A 22558-nucleotide genomic window follows, 5' to 3' on the forward strand; every position below is an offset into this window, starting at 1 on the left:
AGTCTCACGACCGACCGGACCCGGCTCTTCAGGACACGTCAGCGGCGGCGCGTCACAGAAGTCCGTCCCACATCTGCTCCAGCAGCACCGACCACCAGCTCTCCGGCGACCCGAGCGCCGCCGGGTCGAGCGCGGCCAACTGCGCCTGGAAGTCGACGGTCCAACGGCCCGCCTGCTCCTGGTTCAGCCCGAACCGCAGCCGCCACATCCGCCCGAGCAGCGCCAGGCAGCGCGCGAACTCCGGCAGCCCGGTGTTCACGAACTGCGGCGGTACGGGCGCCCCGCCCGGCCCCGCCTCCACCGGCACGGCGACGATGTTCGCCGTGCCGTACTGCACACAGATCGCCTTGCCGAAGTCGCTGCCCATCACCAGGTAGGAACCCGCGTCCGGGGCCGGCTGCACACCGCGCTCGGCCGCCAGCTCCGCCAGCGTCGGCACGGGCCGGCCGGGCTGCGCCTGCGCCCAGAAGAAGGGGCCCATGTCCATCGGCAGACCCGCCGCCACCAGCGTGTGCGCCACGACCGGCGGCACGCCCTGCCGGGACACGGCGGCCTGCTCGAACCGGAACACCCCCGGCCCGAACGCGGCACCCAGCTCCTGCGCGATCGCCTCCGGCGGGATCGGCGGCACCGCCTGCACCGGCGGCAACGGCGCCCGCACCGGAGCCGGACGCGCCGGGCCGTCGGCCACCTGGTGCAACTCGCCCTGGTGGGCCAGCAGTTGCTGCATGCCCTGCTGCCGGCTCGCGTGGTCCGTACCGTACGGCGCGATGCTCGTGATCCGCGCCTGCGGCCACTGCTCCCGGATCATCCGCGCGCAGTACGCACCCGGCAGCTCGCACGACTCCAACTCGGTGTGGAGCTCCAGCACCTGGTCCGGGGGCACGTTCATGGCCCGCAGCTCGTGGAAGATCTGCCACTCCGGGTGCGGCGTGCCCGGCGCCGAACGCCGGATCAGCTGCTGCTCGGAACCGTCCTGCGCGCGGTAGCGCAGCACGGCCTGGTAGCCGGGGCCGACCGTGGGCTGCCCGGTGGGCTGCTGCGGATAGCCGTACGCCGGAGGCTGCCCGGGGGCGGGTTGACCGGGCGGCGGCATCGCGCCAGGCGGCATCGCACCCGGGGGCATCCCACCGGGCGCCATTGCGCCAGGCGGCATCCCACCGGGCGGCATCGCGCCAGGCGGCATCGGCGGCACACCGGGCACGCCAGGAGCACCAGGAGCGCCCGGGGCAGCAGGTGGTGCGCCGGGGGCCTGCGGCGGCGGAGGCACACCGGGGCCGCCCGCCGGAGGCGGGGCCAGCACGGTCTCCGCGTGGTGCACGGGACCCGGGCCGCCTGGACCACCCGGGGCACCCGGCGGGTTCGGCGCACCCGGAGGCTGCGGGACACCAAGCTGGTTCGGCGCACCAGGGGCACCAGGAGCACCAGGCGCGCCCGGAGGCCCCGGAGGCTGGGGTACGCCCGGGCCCGTCCGACCGGGATCGGCAAGCATCGTGGCGGCATGGTGCACACCACCGGGTGGCGTACCACCCGGGGCGCCGGGCGGGTTCGGAGCGCCCGGAGGCTGCGGCGCACCAGGCTGGTTCGGCGCACCAGGAGGACCCGGCGGCTGCTGGGGAGGCAGCGGCGCACCGGAGCCCTCGTTGCCCGGGCCTCCAGGCCCCCCGGGCCCCTCAGGCCCGAGCGCCGACACAAGCTGCGTAGGCACGTAACCCCCCGCCGGAGTACCCGGCGCACCGGGCCCCGACGGCGGAGGCGTACCGCCCGGCCGCGCGCCCGGCGTCCCCGGGGCGCCCGGCGGAGGCGGCGTCGTAGGACCAGCGCCCCGTCCACGACCCGGCGGCGCAGCCGCCTTGCTGGTCGCGGCGTCGGCGATGTCCCCGGCATTCGGAGCGAGCGGCCGCCCAGGCACACCCTGCGGATACCCGTACGGCTGCCCGCCCGGCGCAGGCGGAGGCGGAGGCGTGCTGCCCTGCTGCACACCACTAGGCGGCGTACCCGGCCCGCCCGGAGCCGGAGCAGCACCCGCCGCCCCCGGCGGATAGCCGTAACCCGGCCCACCAGGCGCAGGCGCACCCGCACCGGCAGCGCCCTGCGCGTTCGGATCGTCGATCGCCGGTGAGACCGCCGTCGGCGGAAGCTGACTGCCGCCCGACAGCAGCGCCGTCTTGGCCTCGGGCGTCGCCGGCGGCGGCGTGTCACCGTCGGTCTCGCTCAGCGGCGGCGCGAAGACCGTCGCGGGCAGCGGTACGGAACGATCCTCACCGGCATCGCCGTTGGTGTCCGTACCGGCCCAGGGCGTGGCCCCGGCCGGCGCATCCGTCCCCGCTCCCGCCCCGGAGTCACTCCCCACGGCAGCAGGCCACGACGCACCGGAAGCGGAATCACCACCCGCGGCCCCGGCCGGGTCAGCAGCGGAAGCCGACGCAGCACCCGCCCCCGCCCCCGCAGTCGCACCAGCCCCCCGCCGGTCCGGAATCCCCAGCTTGTCGGCCGCGTCCTGCAACCACTCCGGCGGAGTCAGCAGGAAGGACGTCTGGTTCAGGTCCACCCGGGCCGCGGGAGCCGGCGCCGGCTCCTGAGCCGCGTCCGGACGGCCGTACTCCTCCTCGTACCGGCGGATCACCTCACCCACCGGCAGCCCGGGCCACAACGTCGCCTCACCGCTGTCCCGCGCGATCACCAGCCGCTGCGCGCCGCCGTCGGAGCGCGGCCCGTCCGCCCGGTCCTCGGCCCACACCACGAACCCGAGGTCGAACTCCCGCACGCGCACCTCACGATGCTGGTACGACGGCACGTCCCCGTTGATCCACTCTTCCGCGCGCTCCTGCGCCTGCGCGAAGGTCACCATCGCTGAAGTCACTCCCCCACGGCCGAGGACGACACCGCACCCACCGGCACCACACGCGCGAACCCGCCGTCCACCATCAGATTCGCCACCGTCTCCAACTCCGGCGGATTACCGGCCAGCCGCGACAGGAAGACGTCGAAATCGTCCCCGCACGGCAGCAGCAACCGCTCCACCCGCTCCGCCGGCGGCAGCGAGGGATCCACGTCCCGCGCGTCGTCGTACGCGCAGAACCACACCGAACCGATCCGGTCACCCTTCACCTTCACGGCCAGCAGACCGCCCTGGACGAAGCCGATCCCCAGGTAGTCCTTGGTCAGATGGTCACGCAGACACTTGTTGACGTACACCAGGTCGTTGACGGCCGCCTCGTCCCGCACCGTGAAGAACGGCTGGTCGATCAGCAGCCCCAGCTCCGCGTCCAGCGCGGCACCCACCGGCGCACAGCCCCCCGCCGCCTTCAGGAACGACCGGTACGGACCCGGCAGCCGGTAGCCGAGATCCTCCTCGACCCCCTGCACCTGCGACTCCGTCACCGCCACACCCGACTTCGGCAGCCCGAAGTGCGCCGGACGCGTCTCCTGCAACGGCCGCGTGCCCCGCTTGGACTGGTCGACACCCGACGTCGACACGCCGCCGTGATGCCGCAGCAACGCCTTCACCTCGACCGGGACCAGCTCCAGCCGCCGCGAGCCCACCGCGTGGTGCCACGTCCAGCCGTGCGGCGTCGCCACCGCCGGCACCGTGTCCCACAACTCGTGCCCGGACGCCGCCAGCGCCATGTTCGCCGACACGTAGTCCGTCAGCCGCAACTCGTCGACACCGAAACCCTCCGGCGGCTCCGCGATCTCCGCGGCCGCACGCGCGTAGGGCGAGAAGTCGGGGTAACCACGCTCGTCGACCCGTACCCCTCTCGGGTGACGGGCCGCCCGGACCGGATCCGGGAAATGCACGACCTGCCCGGCGTAGGCCGCGTTCGGCGGCGCGGCTTGCTGCCCGAGCCGACCTGTCGTCATGGCGGTTGCCCCCTGCGGCACTCTGTACGACCCGTATTGACCACCTTTGGCGCACTACGGCCCGTATCGACTGTCACGTCTGTCTGTCTCGACTTCTCTGCACTTCCCAGCACCCGCCGACCTCACGGATCACCCTCCGGTTCACTGCATCGATCTCCGAACGGATCACCGCACGGTCCGCGGTGCCGACAGCCTATGCGGTACGACGACACCGGTCACCGGCACCGGTCGGCCGCCCCTTCCGCTTCCGTGACCAGCCGTCACCCCACCGTGACGGCACGCCCCGGTACGGGCGTGTCGCCGCTCCCCAGCTTCCGCACCAGCCACGGCATTTGGCAGTCTGTGACCCCCGGGGGATGCACGGAGGGGAATACGATCATGAACGCGACACAGACGGGACCACACACCGGCAGGTCCGCCGACCCACGAAACGGCGCCCCCCGGGGCGGCGCCCCGCGAGGCGGCGACCCGCGCACAGGCGACCCGCGAGGCGGCGACCCCCGCATCGGCTGGAGCGCCACAGAAGCCGCCCACACCCCCGTCCTCCACCACCGCCGCGACGGCATCCTCCCCACCGTCGCCGCCGCCCTCTCCGTCCGCGGCGCCACCCTCACCGGCACCGCCGCCCGCGGCGACACACCCCCCGCCCTGCACCCCCTCGTCCAGGACTTCCTGGACACCCTCACCAGCGCCCAGCGCGACCGCTACACCGGCCGCTGCGCCGAGACCATCCTCATCTCCCGGCACATCGCCGCCGCCGACGCCGCCCGCAGCAAACGCGCCGCACGCAAACCCATGACCAACGGCGAGGCCCGCAAAGCCCTCAAGCAGGCCAAACTCACCGCCCGCCGCATCCGCGAGGACGGCGACCCCCTCCACGGCAGCTTCGCCACACCCTGCCGCGCCTGCACCGCGCTCAGCGCCCACTTCGGCGTCCGCATAGTCGACCCGGCGTCCCAGAACGGCTGAGGCCCCCACACACCCGCACGGCCAGACACCCCGGCGCGCACCTCACCCCACCCCATGACCTCGACGAGACGAAGGGCAGATGCACACCGACCGCACCTCCACCACCCGCTTCGCCGTACAAGTCGACGCCGCCCTGCGCGCCGCCGGCTGGCAACCCGGACGCTGGGACATCAAACAAGCCGAGATCTGGGCGGACGCCCTGCGCGACCACATCTCACCCGCCGGCCACCGCCACACCGTCTTCCCCGCAGCCGTCGAGGCCTGGGCCGAATTCGGCGGACTCCACATCACCCCCACCGGCCCCGGCCGGCAGGTCGCCCCCGCCGCCCTCCACCTGGACCCCCTGCACGGCCTCCACATGGCCCGCACCCTCGGCGACCTCGGCCGCGCCCTCGGCACCGAGGTCTGCCCCCTCGGCGCCGAAACCGACAGCCAGGCCCTCCTCGCCATCGACACCGAAGGCCGCGTCTACACCCTCGACCACACCGGCGACTGGTACCTCGGCCCCGACATCGACCAGGCCCTGTCCACCCTCATCGCCGGCACCGAACCGACACGCCTGACAGCGGGCTGACCACAGCCGCACAAGGCCGCGGGGGCGGCTACGACGCCGGAATCACCGCGGACACCCGAAAACCCCCCGCGTCCGTCGGCCCCGACACGAACACCCCGCCCAGCGCGGCAACCCGCTCCTTCATCCCCACCAGCCCGTTCCCCCCGGACGGCAACCGCGCCGACGACGCCGCCGCCTCGGGCGGCTCGTTCTCCACCTGCATCGCGATCTCCGACACCCGATGCGCCAGCCGCACATACGTCTTCGCCCCGGCCGCGTGCTTGTGGACGTTCGTCAACGCCTCCTGCACCACCCGATACGCCGTCTGCTCCACCTGCGGCGGATACGACCGGGCATCCCCCTCCACCGACAGATCGACCACCATCCCCGCCGCGGCCGACTGCCCGACCAACTCCTCGATCTCCGCCAGACACGGCCCCTCGTCATCGGCGGCCCGCGAAGCCGCCGCCGCGGCAGCCACCCCCACCGCCGCCAACGGCACCGACGCGGCACGCTCACGCCGCTCGCCCCCGCCACTGCGCAGCACCCCGAGCATCTCCCGCAGCTCGGTCAGCGCCTGCCGTCCCATGTCCCCCACGAGCGCGGCGTTCCTGACGGCCTTCTCGGGATCCTTGCGCGCCACGGCCTGCAGCGCGGCGGCATGCACGACCATCAGACTCACCCGATGCGCGACCACGTCGTGCATCTCCCGGGCGATCCGCGTCCGCTCCTCGTTCCGGGCCCACTCGGCCCGCTCCTCCGCCCGCTCCGCGAGCAGCTGAAGCTCCCGCTCCAGACTGTCCGCACGCTCCCGCAGGCTCTCCATCAGCCGCCGCCGGGCACCCACGTACAGACCGAGCAGCACCGGGGGCGCCGTGAAGCCGAGCGACATCGTGATGGCCGCGAAGGGCACGAACCAGTCCCCTATGTCCAGATCGCCCCGCACCATGTCCTGCCGCGTCTTCACGAACGTCACGATGAGCGTTGCCACCAGCGACATCCCCGCAAGCGAGCCGATGATCCGCCGGGGCAGCTCGGACGCGGCCAGCGTGTAGAGGCCGACGATGCCCATCAGGAAACCCATCTGGGCCGGCGTGATGGCGATCGAGACCAGCACGACGGCGATCGGCCACCGCCGCCGCAGGAGCAGCACGGACCCGGCCAGCAAGCCGAAAACGACCCCCGCGGCCACCGGGATCCCCGCGTCCCTGGCGAACGGAAAGCCCTCCGCCCCGCACTCCAGCGCCGACACCACGGCCAAGCTCACATCGAACACGGCACTACGCCGTCTGGCCCACCACCACGACCCTCCCCGGGCCGTCACATGCTCTTCCCCCGTCGCGGTCATGGCTCCAGCCTACGGGCGCCCACAGCCGGTTTTCCGGTGAGTTTCCCGGACTGGCCTACACCACACTCCGTGACCGTTCGGCAGCGATACGGCCCGATATCCCTCGAACTGCTGAATCGCTCACCGTTCGATCCCGGAACCCTCCATTCCGCCCGGACGGTATGCGTATGACACATGCCACTGGCAAATACGCCGACTTCGAGGGACTGCGGGAGAGGGCGGTGGCGCTGCGGCGCGCGGGCTACAGCCTTCGGCAGATCCGCGACGAGCTGAAGATCTTCAACAACGACATCCTCAACCAACTGGTGAAGGGGGAGCCGCCGCCGGCCTGGACGAAGCGCCCGAACGCGAAGGACGACCTACGGCAGAGGGCGAGGGAACTCCGGCTCCAGGGCTGGACGTACGACCAGATCGAGGCGGAGCTGGGGTGCTCGAGGAGCTCGGTATCACTGTGGGTGAGGGACCTCCCGAAGCCGGAGCCCCGGTACACGCCGGAGGAACAGCGGGCACTCATGCAAGCGGGTCTCGCCCGGCTCCGCGCCACACAGGACGAAGAGCGCAAGCGCACCAAGGAAAGCGCAACACAGGAGGTGGGCGACCTCACGGACAGGGAGCTGTTCCTGACGGGCGTCGCGCTCTACTGGGCCGAGGGCGCCAAGAGCAAGCCGTACGACCGGCGCGAGAGGGTCGTCTTCGTCAACAGTGACCCTGGAGTGATCCGGGTCTACCTCGCCTGGCTCGACCTGCTCGGGGTGAGCCGGGAACGCCTGCGCTTCCGGGTACTCATCCACGAATCAGCGGACGTGGACGCGGCGCAGCGCTATTGGGCAGACCTGGCTGACGTCGACTCGTCGGTCTTCGCCCGGCCGACGCTGAAGAAGCACAACCCGAAAACCGTCCGCAAGAACACCGGCGACGACTACCACGGCTGCCTCGTCGTGACGGTGGCCCGAAGTGCCGAGCTGTACAACCGCATCGAGGGCTGGTGGAGCGGCATCGTTGCCCACGCTGAGGCACGTCTCCGGTAAGGTCTGAGGCGCTGTCCCCCGTGGTGTAACTGGCAGCACACTGGTTTTTGGTACCAGCAGGACAAGGTTCGAATCCTTGCGGGGGAGCCAGCGGCCCCCAGAGCCTCGGTTCGGGGCCTGACCGCGTGACCCCCCGGTCAGGCCCCACACCCACACCCCCCACAAAACCCCCCGGTATCCTGCGGATGTCACCCCACCCCATCCACAGCCGAAGGGCATCCCGTGAGCGCCAACCGCCCGGCAGCCGTCGTCGTTCTCGCAGCGGGTGAGGGCACCCGTATGAAGTCGGCCACACCCAAGGTCCTGCACGAGCTCTGCGGCCGCAGTCTCGTGGGACACGTGCTCGCCGCCGCGGGCGAGCTGCACCCCGAGAACCTGGTCGTCGTGGTCGGCCACGCCCGTGAGAAGGTCACCGCCCATCTCGGCGAGATCGCACCGGACGTCCGCACAGCGGTACAGGCGGAGCAGAACGGCACCGGGCACGCCGTACGGATGGGGCTGGAAGAGCTCGGCGGGGCGGTCGACGGGACCGTTGTCGTCGTGTGCGGGGACACTCCCCTGCTCACCGGCGCGACGCTCCAGGCCCTGTCCGCCACGCACTGCGCCGACGGCAACGCGGTCACCGTGCTGACCGCCGAGGTGCCGGACGCGACCGGCTATGGCCGGATCGTGCGGGACGACTCGGGTGCCGTGACGGCGATCGTGGAGCACAAGGACGCCACCGACGCCCAGCGGTCGATCCGTGAGATCAACTCGGGGGTGTTCGCGTTCGACGGGCAGCTGCTCGCCGACGCGCTGAAGAAGGTGCGGACCGACAACAGTCAGGGCGAGGAGTACCTGACCGATGTCCTGGGGATCCTGCGTGAGGCCGGGCACCGCGTGGGCGCCTCCGTGGCCGCGGACCACCGGGAGATCGCCGGCATCAACAACCGCGTGCAGCTCTCCGAGGCCCGTCGCATCCTCAACGACCGGCTGGTCACCGAGGCCATGCTGTCCGGTGTCACGGTCATCGATCCGGCGACCACCTGGGTCGATGTCACCGTCACGTTCGAGCAGGACGCCGTCGTCCACCCGGGCACACAGCTGCAGGGGTCGACGCACCTCGGCGAGCGCGCCGAGGTCGGGCCCAACTGCCGGCTGACCGACACCCGGATCGGCGCCGGCGCGCGGGTCGACAACACCGTGGCCGTGGGCGCGGAGGTGGGCGCGGAGGCGAGCGTCGGGCCGTACGCGTATCTGCGTCCGGGGACCCGGCTGGGCGCCAAGGGCAAGATCGGGACGTACGTGGAGACGAAGAACGCCTCCATCGGTGAGGGGACGAAGGTGCCTCACCTGTCGTATGTCGGTGACGCGACGATCGGTGAGCACACGAACATCGGTGCGGCGAGCGTGTTCGTGAACTACGACGGTCAGGAGAAGCACCACACGACGATCGGTTCGCACTGCCGCACGGGCTCGGACAACATGTTTGTGGCGCCTGTCACGGTCGGGGACGGCGCGTACACCGCTGCCGGGTCCGTGATCACGAAGGATGTGCCGCCCGGTTCGCTGGCCGTGGCCCGTGGTCAGCAGCGGAATATCGAGGGTTGGGTGGCTCGAAAGCGTCCGGGGAGCGCGGCCGCGAAGGCGGCGGAGGCGGCTTCCCGGGGGTCGGCCGACGAGGGCTGACCGAAACCGGTGCCTAGAACACGGCGTACGGTGATAAGTGCATACCCGCACCCCACCAGCTGAGACGGCCTCCAGCAAGCCGGCTGAGAGGTCTCTCGACACCCAGCTGCGACACCTCTGAGGAGACAGTGCTGTGACCGGGATCAAGACGACCGGCGAGAAGAAGTTGATGTTCTTCTCCGGCCGCGCCCACCCCGAGCTTGCCGAGGAGGTCGCCCAGCAGTTGGGTGTCGGGGTCGTCCCGACGAAGGCCTTCGACTTCGCGAACGGCGAGATCTATGTGCGTTATCAGGAGTCGGCACGTGGTGCCGACTGCTTCCTGATCCAGAGCCACACGGCTCCGATCAACAAGTGGATCATGGAGCAGTTGATCATGATCGACGCACTGAAGCGTGCGTCGGCCCGCTCCATCACCGTCATCGTGCCGTTCTACGGTTACGCGCGGCAGGACAAGAAGCACCGGGGACGTGAACCGATTTCGGCGCGTCTGATCGCGGACATGATGAAGACCGCGGGCGCGGACCGGATCCTGACCGTGGATCTGCACACGGACCAGATCCAGGGCTTCTTCGACGGTCCGGTGGATCACCTGTTCGCGTTGCCGCTGCTGGCGGATTACGTGGGGCGGAAGGTGGACCGGGACAAGCTGACGGTCGTGTCTCCGGACGCGGGTCGGGTTCGGGTCGCCGACCGCTGGTGCGACCGGCTGGGTGCACCGCTGGCGATCGTGCACAAGCGCCGGGACAAGGATGTCGCGAACCAGGTCACCGTCCACGAGGTCGTGGGTGAGGTGAAGGGTCGCGTGTGTGTCCTGGTGGACGACATGATCGACACGGGTGGGACGATCTGTGCCGCGGCGGACGCGCTGTTCGCGCACGGCGCGGAGGACGTGATCGTGACGGCGACGCACGGTGTGCTGTCGGGTCCGGCGGCGGACCGGCTGAAGAACTCGCGGGTGAGTGAGTTCGTGTTCACGAACACGCTGCCGACGCCGGGTGAGCTGAGCGGGGACCTGGACAAGATCTCGGTGCTGTCGATCGCGCCGACGATCGCGAACGCGGTGCGTGAGGTGTTCGAGGACGGTTCGGTGACGAGCCTGTTCGACGACCAGTAGGGGCCCCTTGGTCGGGCTTGTGTAGATCGTTTTGGGTGCGGCCTCCCTCGCCGAGTAGACTGCTGAAGTTGCTCGGCGAGGGAGGCCGTACCGCTTCTTCTGGAGGCTTGTACGGCGGTCCGTTATCGACGCGCTCTTCGTAGCAGGCCGTTCGTGGCCGGGTGACCACGTCCGTTTCTGACTTCGAGGAGTGTTTATGTCCGAGGTGAAGATCTCCGCCGCGACGCGCACCGAGTTCGGCAAGGGTGCCGCGCGCCGTATCCGTCGTGAATCCAAGGTTCCGGGTGTTCTGTACGGGCACGGTTCGGACCCGCTGCACCTGACCCTGCCGGGTCACGACCTGCTGATGGCGCTGCGTACGCCGAACGTGCTGATCGCGCTGGACATCGACGGCAAGCAGAACGAGCTGGCGATTCCGAAGGCCGTGCAGCGTGACCCGCTGAAGGGTTTCCTGGAGCACGTGGACCTGCAGCTGGTGAAGCGTGGCGAGCAGGTCAACGTCGAGATCTACGTCCACACCGAGGGTGAGCTGGCGCCGGGCGGCAACCTGCTGGAGCACGTGCTGAACGCGCTTCCGGTGGTGGCCGAGGCCACGCACATCCCGGAGTCCGTGACCGTCTCCGTCGAGGGTCTGGCGGCCGGTGACTCGATCCTGGCCAAGGACATCCCGCTGCCGAAGGGCACGACGCTGGACGTCGAGGAGGACACCGTCGTCCTGCAGGTCCTGGCCGCGCAGGCCGAGGAGCCTTCCGAGGGCGAGGAAGAGGGTTCAGAGGCCGCCGAGGCCTGATCCCTCGTCGTCGTTTCGTCGGCCGCTGTTCCCGTGCGGAGCAGCGGCCGACGCGTATGAAGGAGACATGGACGTGACGACCGATGCCGCCGCTCCCTGGCTGATCGTGGGGCTGGGCAATCCGGGGCCGGAGTACGCGGGTAACCGGCACAACGTGGGCTTCATGGTTGCCGATCTGCTGGCGGAGCGGATCGGGGGGAGGTTCAAGCGGGCCGGGAAGGCGCAGGCGCAGGTCGTCGAGGGCCGGATCGGGCCGCCGGGGCCGCCCAGCCGGCGGGTGATTCTGGCGAAGCCGATGTCGTACATGAATCTGTCGGGCGGGCCGGTGAACGCGCTGCGGGACTTCTACAAGGTGCCGGTGGCCCATGTGGTGGCGATTCATGACGAGTTGGACATCGATTACGGGATGCTGCGGCTGAAGCTGGGCGGCGGGGACAACGGGCACAACGGGCTGAAGTCGATGACGAAGGCGTTCGGGGCGGACTATCACCGGGTGCGGTTCGGGATCGGCCGGCCGCCGGGTCGGATGCCGGTGGCGGATTTCGTGCTGAGGGATTTCTCGTCGGCGGAGCGCAAGGAGCTGGACTACTTCGTGGACCGGGCGGCGGACGCGGTGGAGTGTCTGGTGATCGAGGGGCTGGAGCGGGCGCAGAGTACGTACAACTCCTGACTTGTCACCCTCGGGAGTTGACCGGCCGTGGGGGTATGGCCAATGATCCCGGCCATGCCTGCCTCTGCTGCCGTCACTCGCCAGAGCGCCCATGCCGTGTTGCGGTTCGGGCGGTTCGCGGCGATGGGTGCGGTCGCGGTGCTGATCCTGATCGCGGGTGTGTGGGCGTCGTGGGGTACGGCGCAGCACGTGATGCTGACGAAGGGCCGGGAGCGTGGCACGGTCGATGTGACGCGGTGCGGGCAGGACACGTGCACGGGGCCGTACGCGCCGCTGTCGGAGGGTTCGCAGCCGCGGTCGAGGGTGGTCCTGGAGAAGTCGGTCGCGGTGCAGAAGGGCCGGACCTACACGGTGGTCGTGAAGCCCGGCAGCGATGACGCGGTGCGTTCGGGCCCGGCCGGGGTGCTGTACGCCTGGATTCCGCTGGGTGGTGCGCTGTTGCTGGCGTCGGTGGTGGTGGCGGGCGGCCTGCTGCGCACGCGGGCGGCGTGGGTGATGGCGTTGTCGGGGGTGGCGTTGCTGACGGCCGCTTTCGTGACCGTCTGAGTGACCGTCCGAGGGGTTGTGGCGTTCTCCAGTTCTGTGGAGGGCCGAGCGTTGTCGCTTCGTGATTGACGGGCGGTCGGGCGTGGCTGGAAGCTGAGCCGCCCCCTCCACATCTTCCCGGTCACTTCTCGAAGATGGATGACTTCTCGATGCGAACTCCTTCGCGCGCCGGCGCTGTCGTCGCCGCCGCTTCCGCGGTTCTCCTGCTCGCTCCGGCCGCGCAGGCGGCCCCTCCCGGTGACAACGGCACGGTCAAGATCCACGATGCCTCGACGGGCGAGGAGCTGCGCCGCAACGAGCCGCACGTGTGCACGTTCTACCTGGACGCTTTCGGTTTTGACGGCGGCCAGGAGGTCGACTGGCACATCGACGCGATCCCGCCGAGTGAGAACAGGGGGGAGGCGGTGAAGTCGGGCGCGCTCACGCTGGATGCTGAGGGCCACGGCCGGACGGAGGAGCTGTCGCTGCCGGACGGGCACTACAAGCTGTTCTGGAACTTCGACGGCGAGAAGGGTGCCGGCAAGCACAAGGTGTTCTGGACGGACTGCGAGGACGGGCGGGAGCCCGGTGGTTCGGCGCCGTCCGGGGCGGCTTCCCCGTCGCCCTCGTCCGGGGTGTCTCAGGCGCCGTCGGCGGAGCCGGGGACGTCGGGGTCGCCGAGTTCGCCGGCCGGCGAGGGAGTGCCCGCGTCGTCGTCGTCGCCGTCGCCGCGGGGCGGGGCAGGCGGTGACCTCGCCGAGACGGGCAGCGGGGCTCCGGTGGGGCTGCTGTCCGGTGTGGCGGCGGTGCTGGTCGCGGGCGGTGGGTTCCTGGCGTTCCGTCGCCGGAAGGTCAACCGCGGCTGACGCGGAACGCGCCGTGCCCCCGAGTCCGTACGGGCTCGGGGGCACGGTGGTGTCCGGGGAGCGGCTCAGCCGGTGTTGCGCAGGCCCGCTGCCACGCCGTTGACGGTGAGGAGCAGGGCGCGGGCGAGGAGCGGGTCGGGCTGTTCGCCGGCGGCGGCCGCGTCGCGCTGCCGCTTGAGCAGGGCGACCTGGAGGTAGGAGATGGGGTCGAGGTAGGCGTCGCGGATGGTGAAGGTCTGCTTGAGGACGGGCTCGGCGTCGAGGAGTTCCTGTTCGCCGGTGACCCGCAGTACCTCGGTCACGGTGAGTTCGTGTTCGGCCTTGATGGTGTCGAAGACGTGCTTGAGCTCGTCGGGGACGAGGGTGTCGACGTAGTGCTGGGCGATCCGCAGGTCGGTCTTGGCCAGGGTCATCTCGACGTTGGAGATGAAGTTGCGGAAGAAGTGCCACTGGCCGTACATCTCGTCGAGGACGGTGTCCAGGCCTGCCTCGCGCAGGGCCTTGAGGCCGGAGCCGACGCCGAACCAGCCGGGGACGATCTGCCGGGACTGGGTCCAGCCGAACACCCACGGGATGGCCCGCAGGCCGTCGAGCGAGACGCCGGAGCCGGGGCGGCGGGAGGGCCGGGAGCCCAGGTGCAGGTCGGCGAGCTGGTCCACCGGCGTCGACGCGAGGAAGTACGTCGGCAGGTCGGGGTCCTCGACGAGGCGGCGGTAGGCGGCGTGGGCGGCGTCGGAGACGACGTCCATGGCGGCGTCCCAGCGGGCGAGGGCCTCGACGGACTGGCGGGGTGCGGTGTGCAGGGCGGAGGCCTGGAGGGTGGCCGCGACGGTGAGTTCGAGGTTCTCCCGGGCGAGGGACGGGATGAGGTACTTGTCGGAGATGACCTCGCCCTGCTCGGTCACCTTGATCTCGCCCTCCAGGGTGCCCCAGGGCTGGGCGAGGATGGCGTCGTGGGTGGGGCCGCCGCCGCGTCCGACGGTGCCGCCGCGGCCGTGGAAGAGGCGCAGGCGGACGCCGTAGCGGTGGGCGACGTCGCGCAGGCGGCGCTGGGCGCGGTGGATCTCCCACTGGCTGGTGGTGATGCCGCCGAACTTGGAGGAGTCGGAGTAGCCGAGCATGACCTCCTGGACGTCGCCCCTGAGCGCGACGAGGCGCCGGTAGGACGGGTCGGAGAGCATGTCCTCGAGGATGGTGTCGGCGGCCTTGAGCTCGTCGGTGGTCTCCAGCAGCGGCACGATGCCGATCTTGGCCCAGCCGGCGTGCAGGTCGATCAGGCCGGCCTCGCGGGCGAGGACGGCGGCGGCGAAGACGTCGTCGGCGCCCTGGCACATGGAGATGATGTACGACTCGATGACCTCGGGCCCGAAGACCTCCAGGGCCCGCTTGACGGTCTGGAAGACGCCGAGGGTCTTCTCGCCGGGCGCGTCCACGGGTGCCGGGGTGGGGGCGAGGGGGCGGCGGGAGCGCAGTTCCTTGGCGAGCAGCTTGGTGCGGTAGTCGCGGGGCATGTCCGCGTACCGCCAGGATTCCTCGCCGAGCCGGTCGAACAGCTGGCCGAGGGCGTGGTGGTGGGCGTCCGCGTGTTCGCGTACGTCCATGGTGGCGAGCTGGAGACCGAAGGCGGCCAGGGTGCGGATGGTGCGGGCGAGGCGGCCGTCGGCGAAGAGGCCGCCGCGGTGTTCGCGCAGGGAGGTCTGGATGATCCGCAGGTCGTTGATCAGTTCGCTGGTGCCGAGGTAGTCGCGGCCCGGCACGTGCGAGGTGCCCTTGGCGAGGCGCTGCTTGGTGTTCTCCAGCTTCTGCCGGATGCAGGTGGCCTTGAGCCGGTAGGGCTCCTCGGCGTTGAGGCGCTTGTAGCGGGGGCTGATCTCGGGGAGGTTGTCCAGGTCGGCCTGGAGGGAGCTCAGCAGTTCCTCGGTGGCGCCGGCGTAGCGGATGGAGTTCGACAGGAAGCCGCGGAGTTCGTCGATCGTCTCCAGGGCGTCGTTGATGCCGTGCTCGTGCTGGAGGATGAGGACGTCCCAGGTGACCTGGGGGGTGACGTTCGGGTTGCCGTCGCGGTCGCCGCCGATCCAGGTGCCGAAGGTCAGGGGGCGGGTGTCGTCGGGGAGCTTGACGCCGGCGCGTTCCAGTTCCGCGGTGAGGTCCTCCAGGACGTCGCCGACGGCGCCCGCGTGCAGTTCGTCCAGGTAGTAGATGGCGTTGCGGGCCTCGTCGGCGGGCTCGGGGCGGACGACGCGCAGTTCGTCGGTCTGCCAGACGAGGTCGATGTTCTCGGCCAGCCGGATGTCGAGGCGGCGGCGGTCGGACTCGATGACCGGGGTCTCCAGGAGCGCGGCGATGCGCCGGAGCTTGTTCAGGACCGACCGGCGCGCGGCCTCGGTGGGGTGTGCCGTGAACACGGGACGAACATTGAGGTGGCGGACCGTCTGGCGCAGGTGCTCGGGGTCGGCGTCCTTGAGGCGGTCGGCCGTGCGGGCGAGCAGTCCGCCCTCGGCGGCGCGCCGGGCGCGCAGCTCGCGGCCGCGGTGGACCTGCTCGGTGACGTTGGCCAGGTGGAAGTAGGTGGAGAAGGCGCGGACCAGCTTGGCCGCGGTGTCGAGTTCGGTGCCGCGCAGCAGCTCGGCGGCGGCCTCGCCGTCCTCACGGGTGAGGCGGCGGACCTTCTCGACGAGCTCCAGGAGCTCAGGACCCTCCTGCCGGACGAGGGTCTCTCCGAGGAGGTCACCCAGTCGGCGGATGTCGGCACGCAGCTCACTGCTCGTCGTCGTGGTCTGGTCGTCGGCACTGCTCACAGGTGCGGCTCCTTGCAGTGTTGAAGCTCGTCTGGGAGGGGGTACCCGGACGGCGTCTCGCGCGGCGGGCGCCGCATACGGACCGGACATCCGGGAAAAAATCAGAGCGGACCGCGCTGTCCGACCGACTCCAGGATAGGTGTCGGCCAGGACGCGCAGCTCGCGGGCTCTTGCCGCCGGGCGCCGCGCTGCCATACTTACGATGCCGTAGGTTACGGAACCGTAGGAAGCACCGGGGTTCTTGTGACCCGGCACCCCTTCTCCATCCACATACCCCCCAGGGGACGCGTATGACCAGTAGTTCCGACGTGATCGAGAACGCCCCGAAGGCGTCCGGTCAGGCCACCGATCAAGCACCCGTCGCCACGCTGGGCGGCGAGCAGAAGCGCTCCATCGAGCAGATCGCCCTCCTCCTCTTCATCACCGTCCCGTTCCTCGCGCTGCTGGCGGCCGTGCCGCTGGCGTGGGGCTGGGGCGTGAGCTGGCTGGACCTCGGTCTGCTGGTGTTCTTCTACTACCTGGGGTGCCACGGCATCACGATCGGTTTCCACCGCCACTTCACGCACGGCTCCTTCAAGGCCAAGCGGCCGCTGAAGATCGCGCTGGCGATCGCGGGGTCCATGGCGGTCGAGGGTCCGCTGGTGCGCTGGGTGGCCGATCACCGCAAGCACCACAAGTTCTCCGACGCGGAGGGTGACCCGCACTCGCCGTGGCGGTTCGGCGAGACCCTGCCGGCCCTGATGAAGGGCCTGTGGTGGGCGCACATCGGGTGGATGTTCGACGAAGAGCAGACGTCGCAGGAGAAGTACGCCCCGGACCTGGTCAAGGACAAGACGCTCCGCACGATCTCCCGCCAGTTCGTCCTGTGGACGGTGGTGTCCCTGGCCCTCCCGGCGCTGATCGGCGGGCTGGTGACGATGTCCTGGTGGGGCGCGTTCACGGCGTTCTTCTGGGGATCGCTCGTCCGGGTGGCGCTGTTGCACCACGTGACGTGGTCGATCAACTCGATCTGCCACGCGGTGGGCAAGCGCCCCTTCAAGTCGCGTGACCGTTCGGGCAACGTGTGGTGGCTGGCGATCCTGTCCTGCGGCGAGTCCTGGCACAACCTGCACCACGCCGACCCCACCTCCGCGCGGCACGGTGTGATGCGCGGCCAGCTGGACTCCTCCGCCCGGCTGATCCGCTGGTTCGAGATGCTCGGCTGGGCGTACGACGTGCGCTGGCCGTCACGCTCGCGTATCGATTCGCGGCGTAACACCGGGGAAGGCGGCTCCCGGCGCGGGAAGGAGCCCGTCAAGGCGGCATGATGGTCGCTGTGGCGACCGACTCGAGCAGCAATCCCAGCAACGACAAGCCGCGGCGAGTGCGTCGCACCCGGATGACAGGTGCCGAGCGCCGCCAGCAGCTGCTGGAGATCGGTCGCACGCTCTTCGCCGCGAAGGGTTTCGAGGGCACGTCGGTGGAGGAGATCGCGGCGAAGGCCGGGGTCTCCAAGCCGGTGGTGTACGAGCACTTCGGCGGCAAGGAAGGGCTGTACGCGGTGGTCGTGGACCGCGAGATGCGGCGCCTACTGGACATGGTGACCAGCTCTCTCACGGCCGGTCACCCCCGTGAACTGTGCGAACAGGCCGCCTTCGCCCTGCTGGACTACATCGAGGAGTACACGGACGGTTTCCGCATCCTGGTCCGTGACTCCCCCATCCCTCAGTCGACGGGTTCCTTCGCCTCGCTCATCTCGGACATCGCGACCCAGGTGGAGGACATCCTGGGCCGCGAGTTCAAGAGCCGCGGCTTTGACCCCAAGCTGGCCCCGCTGTACGCCCAGGCCCTGGTCGGCATGGTCGCCCTGACCGGCCAGTGGTGGCTGGACGTACGCAAGCCGAAGAAGGCCGAGGTGGCCGCGCACCTGGTGAACCTGGCGTGGCACGGGCTGGACGGGCTGGAGGCGAAGCCGCACCTGATAGGGCGCCGCAAGAGCTGAATCCAGTGTCCACAAGGTGAAGCTTGTGGCATCATGCGGTCATGACCGAGATCACGATCAGCGCGGCCCGTTCCCAGCTCGGCGACCTTGTCCGGCGCGCGGCCCACAGCCGCGAGACCATCGCCATCACGGACCACGGTCATGTGGCCGCGCTGCTCGTGTCTCCGCAAGTGATAGAGGATCTTGAAGACGCGCTCGCCGTCGCCGACTATCAGCGGCGGAAGGCCGAGGGGACGCTCGCCGAGGGCATCCCACACGAAGAGGTCGGGCGCATGCTTGGGCTGCGTCCGTGACCTACCGCATCATCTGGGAGCCGAACGCCACGAACGCGGCCGTACGCTTCCTCAAGGACGACCCGGTCGGCCTCACTGCCGTATATGAAGCCGTCGACGCACTCGCCGAAACTCCCCGCCCCGCCAGTTCCATCCCCTACGGCCCAGACTTCCGCCGACTCCGTGTCGGCGAATATCGAGTCCTCTACGTCATCGAAGAGGACCTGATTCGCATCCTCGTCACCCACCTCGGCCGCACATCCTGACCTCCGGTCACGCCCGTTTCCGGGCCACCGCGAACACTCTGCGAAACGGGAAGGGCGTGCCGTGCGGCCCCGCCGGATAGGCCTCGCGCAGGGCGGCCCGGTATTCGGCGAGGAAGCCGTCCCGCGCCTCGGGGTCATCGGCGAGGGCGGTCAGCACGGGCCGCAGGCCGGTGCCCTTCACCCAGTCGAGGACGGGGTCCTCGCCCTGGAGCAGATGGATGTACGTCGTCTCCCACACGTCGGCGGTGCAGCCGAGCGAGGTGAGCCGCTCCAGGTAGGCCTCGGGAGTGAGCACGGCGTCGGCGTGGCGCAGGGTGCCGGCGAGCCGGTCGCGCCAGCGCGGTGAATCGGCGAGGTCGCGCATGAGCCGGTGGCTGGGGGCGTCGAAGTTCCCGGGTACCTGGAAGGCGAAGGTCCCGGCGGGTTTCAGCGCGGCCACCCAGTCGGCGAACCGGTCGAGGTGCCCCGGGACCCACTGGAGCGTGGCGTTGCTGACGATCAGGTCGCAGGGCTCGCTCGGGGTCCACGTACGGGCGTCGGCGTGGGCGAAGTCGAGACGACCGCCGCCCGGGGTGGGCCCCCCGTGATCGACACGGGCCTTGTCGAGCATCTCGCGTGAGTTGTCGTAGCCGGTGATCCGGGCGGTGGGCCAGCGGGCGGCGAGCAGGACGGTGACGTTGCCGGGGCCGCAGCCGAGGTCGGCGATGCGGGGAGGGTCGCCGTAGGGGTCTCCCCTGCTCGAACGAAGTTGAGAGCTCGGGGAAAGGTCGGAGACGCGGGCGAGCAGGTCGGTGAAGGGGCGGGCGCGGTGGCCGGCGTGGCGGAGGTACTGGGCGGGGTCCCAGGTGGGGGCGGCTGCGGGCACGGGTCCTCCTGGTGTCCTGACGGGGTCCTGGTGGTTTGCTGGTGGTGACGGCAAGGATCGCGCACACAGCGTGACACCGAATTTATCTCGACGTCAAGAAAATGGACATCAAGAGACTTCACGTCGACACAACCACTACACTGATCGTCATGGAGGACGAGGTCGACCGGCTGGTCGCAGCATGGCGCCGGGAGCGCCCGGACCTCGACGTCGAACCGCTCGAGGTGCTCAGCCGCGTGAGCAGACTGGCCCGGCATCTGGACCGGGCACGCCGGCTGGCCTTCTCGGAGCACGGCTTGGAGCCGTGGGAGTTCGACGTCCTGACGGCGCTGCGCCGCGCGGGCACGCCTTACCAGCTCTCGCCGGGACAGCTCCTCACCCAGACCCTGGTCACGTCGGGCACGATGACGAACCGCATCGACCGCCTGGCGAAGAAGGGCCTGGTGGAACGCCTCCCCGACCCCAGCGACCGCCGAGGCGTCCTGGTCCGGCTGACGGACGAGGGCAGGGACCGCGCGGACCAGGCCCTGGCGGGTCTGCTGGACCAGGAGCGCGCGATCCTCGCGGAGCTCACCCGGGCCCAGCGCGGCGAACTGGCCGGGCTGCTACGCCAGCTGACCGCCCCGTTCGACAACATCCCCGGCTAGGTCGACGGGCCCGACTCCGGCCCGCCGGGCGAGGGCGACGGCGGCGAGCGTGGAATGCACTCCCAGCTTGCCCAGCACGTTCTGCATGTGCGTGCGCACCGTGTGCGGCGACAGATACAGGCGCTCGGCGACGGCCTTGCGCCCCAGCCCCGCCACCATGCACCGCAGCACTTCCCGCTCACGCGGAGTGAGGGACTCCACCAGCCGCTCGCTCTCGGTGCGGTGCTTGCGGGCGGCGGTCAGCTCGCGCAGGACGCCGGTCAGCAGGGCGGGCGGCAGATGCGTCTCATCGCGCAGCACACCCCGGATGACCGTGAGCAGCCGGGACAGCGAGCAGTCCTTGGCCACCCACCCGGAGGCCCCGGCCTGCAGCGCCAGCGCGGCCCGGCGCGGATCGTCCTTCTCGGCGAGCACGACGATCCGGACGTTCGGCTGCGCGGACCGCACCCCCGTGACGAGGGAGATGCCGTCGACGAGCCCGTCCTCGTTGCCCTCCTGCACGGGTACGGCCGGGCGGGCGCCCGGCACCTTGCCGCCCAGGTCGGCGTCGACGAGCAGCACGTCGAACCGCCGCCCCTCGGCGACCGCCCGCTCCAGGCTGCGCAGCGCGGCCGGACCGCTGCCGGCCGCGGAGACGTCGACATCGGGCTCGGCGGCCAGGGCCGCCGCGAGTGACTCGGCGAAGATGCGATGGTCGTCGACGACCAGGACTCGGATGCGAACCACGTAACCCCCTTCCCCAGGCTCCTGAAGAGCAGGGGATACCCCATCGTCGGAAGACGACACCGCGCGGGTACGACGCCGGGGTGCCCGGGTCTGCTGCATCTGTCCGTCCTCGCAGCAGCCTGGCCGGGTCGCCGCAGCCGCACGGCCGCCGCCGTGCAGAAACCGCTACCCCCACCCCGGGCGTCGTACCCGGCTGTCTCGCCCCCTGATCGGCACCGGCCCCCACCGGTGCTGTTCATCAGGGTACGGCCGGGGGCCCGGAGCGGAAGGTTATTTGCAGAACTGACTGTCCTACGCGTTTATGGTGTGCCGCATGTTCCGTCTTGAGACAGAAGTCGACAAGGCTCGACGTGATCTGCTCCGTACACGCCTGCGGGAAACGAACACAGCCGCCTCTCCGGTCCTGCGCGCCCTGCGCGGAACGCCCGGCGAGCGGGACGTCCCGTTGCACGTGTGGGCTGTGAACGACACGGACGGCGACCTGGCGGGCGGTCTCGTCGGCTACACCTGGGCGACCTGGCTCCACGTCACCTACCTGTGGGTCGACGAACGCCACCGCGGCGCGGGCCTCGGCGCCCGGCTCCTGTGGCAGGCGGAACGCATCGCGTCCCGCGAACGGGGCTGCCACGCTTCCCGCCTGGAGACGTGGGACTTCCAGGCACCTCGCTTCTACGAGAAGCAGGGGTACGAGGTGGTGTGCGTGGTGCCGGACTATCCGCCGGGGATCACGGAGTACACGCTGACGAAGCGGCTGGGCTGAAGACCTCCTTGTCGTCGCGGTTCGGGCCATCGATAGCGTTGGTTCGCTTGAGTTATCCCCCCACGTCATCAACGGGAGACACAGTGAACCGCCCCGCTCGGCTCGTGACAGCCGCGCTCACCGCATCCGCGGCCCTGCTGCTGACCGCCTGTGGCTCGGGGGGAGGTGACGAGTCGTCCTCCGACAAGATCGCAGGTGCGGATTCGGCCGATACGCCGTCGGCTTCGCCGTCGGTGTCCGCGACGGCGGACGGGATCGAGCGGCCGGAGATCAAGCTGCCGTCGGATATGAAGCTGGTCTTCGAGGGGCAGCAGGCGGGCGACGCCATCAAGGACGCGATCCTGGCGGACAACGAGCGGTCCGTCAGCACCGTGTGGCAGGCCGTGGCGTACGGCGATCTCAAGAAGTCGGGTATGGGCTTCTACTACACGGACACCGCGCTGAGAGGTGTCTACAACTACGCGAAGAACAACAACACCAACAAGACCAGTTGGGCGGGCACCCTGCGCTACTTCGACCGCCGGGTGACGGTGTTCGACGAGACGTCAGCGGCTCTGACGTACTGCGTGGACGAGAGCAAGGCGAACGTCAAGGACCTCAAGACGGACAACGTGAAGGTGACCGAGACCTCGCCTGACAGCTACGTGTACTACAACACCAGCGTCAAGAAAAACGAACAGGGCGTCTGGCAGATCTGGCAGCTCCATGAGGACCGCGGCTCCGCGAGGTGCCAGCCGTGACGCGACGCGTGGCACTCGCTGTGCTGACAGCCACGACGTTCTTCCTCGGGGTGGACACAGCCGTCGCTGGAGGGATTGGCACCAATGGTGCCCAGAGCGATGAGACGT

Annotated in this window: 22 protein-coding genes and 1 tRNA gene; 17 read left to right on the forward strand and 6 right to left on the reverse strand. The window is 70.3% G+C overall.

Annotated elements, in window-relative coordinates; translation table 11 throughout:
* Positions 1-52: 52 nt before the first annotated feature.
* Positions 53-2851 carry an SUKH-4 family immunity protein gene (locus PV963_RS18755; protein WP_274816885.1) on the reverse strand — a complete coding sequence of 933 codons (2799 nt, stop codon included), beginning with the start codon at positions 2849-2851 and terminating at the stop codon, positions 53-55.
* 8 nt (positions 2852-2859) lie between these two features.
* Entirely contained in the window at positions 2860-3864 is a 1005-nt protein-coding gene (locus PV963_RS18760; RefSeq protein ID WP_274816886.1) for an SMI1/KNR4 family protein, read from the reverse strand.
* Between the two features lie 378 nt (positions 3865-4242).
* Here PV963_RS18760 and PV963_RS18765 point away from each other — a divergent pair, with 378 nt between their 5' ends.
* Together PV963_RS18765 and PV963_RS18770 are read left to right on the forward strand one after the other, a co-directional pair.
* The gene (locus tag PV963_RS18765) at positions 4243-4833 is read left to right on the forward strand and encodes a YwqJ-related putative deaminase (RefSeq protein ID WP_274816887.1); all 591 of its coding nucleotides are present in this window, start codon (positions 4243-4245) and stop codon (positions 4831-4833) included.
* Between the two features lie 79 nt (positions 4834-4912).
* The gene (locus tag PV963_RS18770; RefSeq protein WP_274816888.1) at positions 4913-5407 is read left to right on the forward strand and encodes an SUKH-3 domain-containing protein; all 495 of its coding nucleotides are present in this window, start codon (positions 4913-4915) and stop codon (positions 5405-5407) included.
* A gap of 28 nt (positions 5408-5435) precedes the next feature.
* Here PV963_RS18770 and PV963_RS18775 read toward each other — a convergent pair whose 3' ends face one another.
* Positions 5436-6734 (reverse strand): sensor histidine kinase, encoded by a 1299-nt coding sequence (locus tag PV963_RS18775; RefSeq protein ID WP_274816889.1) that lies wholly within the window; start codon positions 6732-6734, stop codon positions 5436-5438.
* A 167-nt stretch (positions 6735-6901) separates the two neighbouring features.
* Here PV963_RS18775 and PV963_RS18780 point away from each other — a divergent pair, with 167 nt between their 5' ends.
* The 8 genes from PV963_RS18780 (at position 6902) to PV963_RS18815 (ending at position 13395) form a co-directional block, all read left to right on the forward strand.
* The gene (locus PV963_RS18780) at positions 6902-7762 is read left to right on the forward strand and encodes a terminase gpP N-terminus-related DNA-binding protein (RefSeq protein ID WP_274816890.1); all 861 of its coding nucleotides are present in this window, start codon (positions 6902-6904) and stop codon (positions 7760-7762) included.
* A gap of 14 nt (positions 7763-7776) precedes the next feature.
* Positions 7777-7852 (forward strand) — tRNA-Gln (locus PV963_RS18785).
* A gap of 132 nt (positions 7853-7984) precedes the next feature.
* On the forward strand, positions 7985-9430 hold the full coding sequence (gene glmU / locus PV963_RS18790) for a bifunctional UDP-N-acetylglucosamine diphosphorylase/glucosamine-1-phosphate N-acetyltransferase GlmU (protein ID WP_274816891.1): 1446 nt from the start codon (positions 7985-7987) through the stop codon (positions 9428-9430).
* Between the two features lie 133 nt (positions 9431-9563).
* Positions 9564-10544, forward strand: a complete 981-nt coding sequence (locus PV963_RS18795; protein WP_274816892.1) for a ribose-phosphate diphosphokinase — start codon at positions 9564-9566, stop codon at positions 10542-10544.
* A gap of 196 nt (positions 10545-10740) precedes the next feature.
* Complete coding sequence (locus PV963_RS18800; protein WP_274816893.1) at positions 10741-11334, forward strand: 50S ribosomal protein L25/general stress protein Ctc; 594 nt, start codon at positions 10741-10743, stop codon at positions 11332-11334.
* Positions 11335-11401: 67 nt separating this feature from the next.
* A complete protein-coding gene (pth, locus tag PV963_RS18805) occupies positions 11402-12004 on the forward strand; it encodes an aminoacyl-tRNA hydrolase (protein WP_274816894.1) in 603 nt (200 codons plus the stop codon).
* A gap of 42 nt (positions 12005-12046) precedes the next feature.
* Positions 12047-12550 carry a hypothetical protein gene (locus PV963_RS18810; protein ID WP_274822056.1) on the forward strand — a complete coding sequence of 168 codons (504 nt, stop codon included), beginning with the start codon at positions 12047-12049 and terminating at the stop codon, positions 12548-12550.
* A gap of 149 nt (positions 12551-12699) precedes the next feature.
* Positions 12700-13395, forward strand: a complete 696-nt coding sequence (locus tag PV963_RS18815; protein ID WP_274816895.1) for an LPXTG cell wall anchor domain-containing protein — start codon at positions 12700-12702, stop codon at positions 13393-13395.
* Positions 13396-13460: 65 nt separating this feature from the next.
* On the opposite strand, the gene ppc is transcribed toward PV963_RS18815, so the two are convergent.
* Positions 13461-16193 carry a phosphoenolpyruvate carboxylase gene (gene ppc / locus PV963_RS18820; RefSeq protein WP_274816896.1) on the reverse strand — a complete coding sequence of 911 codons (2733 nt, stop codon included), beginning with the start codon at positions 16191-16193 and terminating at the stop codon, positions 13461-13463.
* Between the two features lie 290 nt (positions 16194-16483).
* Here ppc and PV963_RS18825 point away from each other — a divergent pair, with 290 nt between their 5' ends.
* The 4 genes from PV963_RS18825 to PV963_RS18840 are packed head-to-tail and all read left to right on the forward strand — an operon-like array spanning position 16484 to position 18712.
* Positions 16484-17500 (forward strand): acyl-CoA desaturase, encoded by a 1017-nt coding sequence (locus tag PV963_RS18825; RefSeq protein ID WP_274816897.1) that lies wholly within the window; start codon positions 16484-16486, stop codon positions 17498-17500.
* Positions 17497-18174: a TetR/AcrR family transcriptional regulator gene (locus PV963_RS18830; RefSeq protein WP_274816898.1), complete on the forward strand. Its 678-nt coding sequence runs from the start codon at positions 17497-17499 to the stop codon at positions 18172-18174. Before PV963_RS18825 ends, PV963_RS18830 begins: the two co-directional genes overlap by 4 nt.
* A gap of 41 nt (positions 18175-18215) precedes the next feature.
* Positions 18216-18467, forward strand: coding sequence for a type II toxin-antitoxin system Phd/YefM family antitoxin (locus tag PV963_RS18835; protein ID WP_274816899.1), 252 nt, complete (start codon positions 18216-18218; stop codon positions 18465-18467).
* On the forward strand, positions 18464-18712 hold the full coding sequence (locus PV963_RS18840; RefSeq protein ID WP_274816900.1) for a type II toxin-antitoxin system RelE family toxin: 249 nt from the start codon (positions 18464-18466) through the stop codon (positions 18710-18712). The genes PV963_RS18835 and PV963_RS18840 overlap by 4 nt, the downstream gene beginning before the upstream one ends.
* A gap of 7 nt (positions 18713-18719) precedes the next feature.
* Here PV963_RS18840 and PV963_RS18845 read toward each other — a convergent pair whose 3' ends face one another.
* The gene (locus tag PV963_RS18845; protein ID WP_274816901.1) at positions 18720-19577 is read right to left on the reverse strand and encodes a trans-aconitate 2-methyltransferase; all 858 of its coding nucleotides are present in this window, start codon (positions 19575-19577) and stop codon (positions 18720-18722) included.
* 149 nt (positions 19578-19726) lie between these two features.
* Here PV963_RS18845 and tamR point away from each other — a divergent pair, with 149 nt between their 5' ends.
* Positions 19727-20224, forward strand: coding sequence for a MarR family transcriptional regulator TamR (gene tamR / locus PV963_RS18850; protein WP_059416014.1), 498 nt, complete (start codon positions 19727-19729; stop codon positions 20222-20224).
* Here tamR and PV963_RS18855 read toward each other — a convergent pair.
* Positions 20183-20950 (reverse strand): LuxR C-terminal-related transcriptional regulator, encoded by a 768-nt coding sequence (locus PV963_RS18855; RefSeq protein WP_031117914.1) that lies wholly within the window; start codon positions 20948-20950, stop codon positions 20183-20185. The two genes, tamR and PV963_RS18855, sit on opposite strands and share 42 nt — an antisense overlap.
* A 301-nt stretch (positions 20951-21251) precedes the next feature.
* Between PV963_RS18855 and PV963_RS18860 the strand changes: the two genes are divergently transcribed.
* Positions 21252-21710 carry a GNAT family N-acetyltransferase gene (locus PV963_RS18860; RefSeq protein WP_274816902.1) on the forward strand — a complete coding sequence of 153 codons (459 nt, stop codon included), beginning with the start codon at positions 21252-21254 and terminating at the stop codon, positions 21708-21710.
* Between the two features lie 83 nt (positions 21711-21793).
* Entirely contained in the window at positions 21794-22450 is a 657-nt protein-coding gene (locus tag PV963_RS18865; protein WP_274816903.1) for a hypothetical protein, read from the forward strand.
* Positions 22451-22558 lie beyond the last annotated feature (108 nt).

Origin of the sequence: Streptomyces coeruleorubidus (assembly GCF_028885415.1) — a bacterium.
GTDB classification, from domain to species: Bacteria; Actinomycetota; Actinomycetes; order Streptomycetales; family Streptomycetaceae; genus Streptomyces; species Streptomyces coeruleorubidus_A.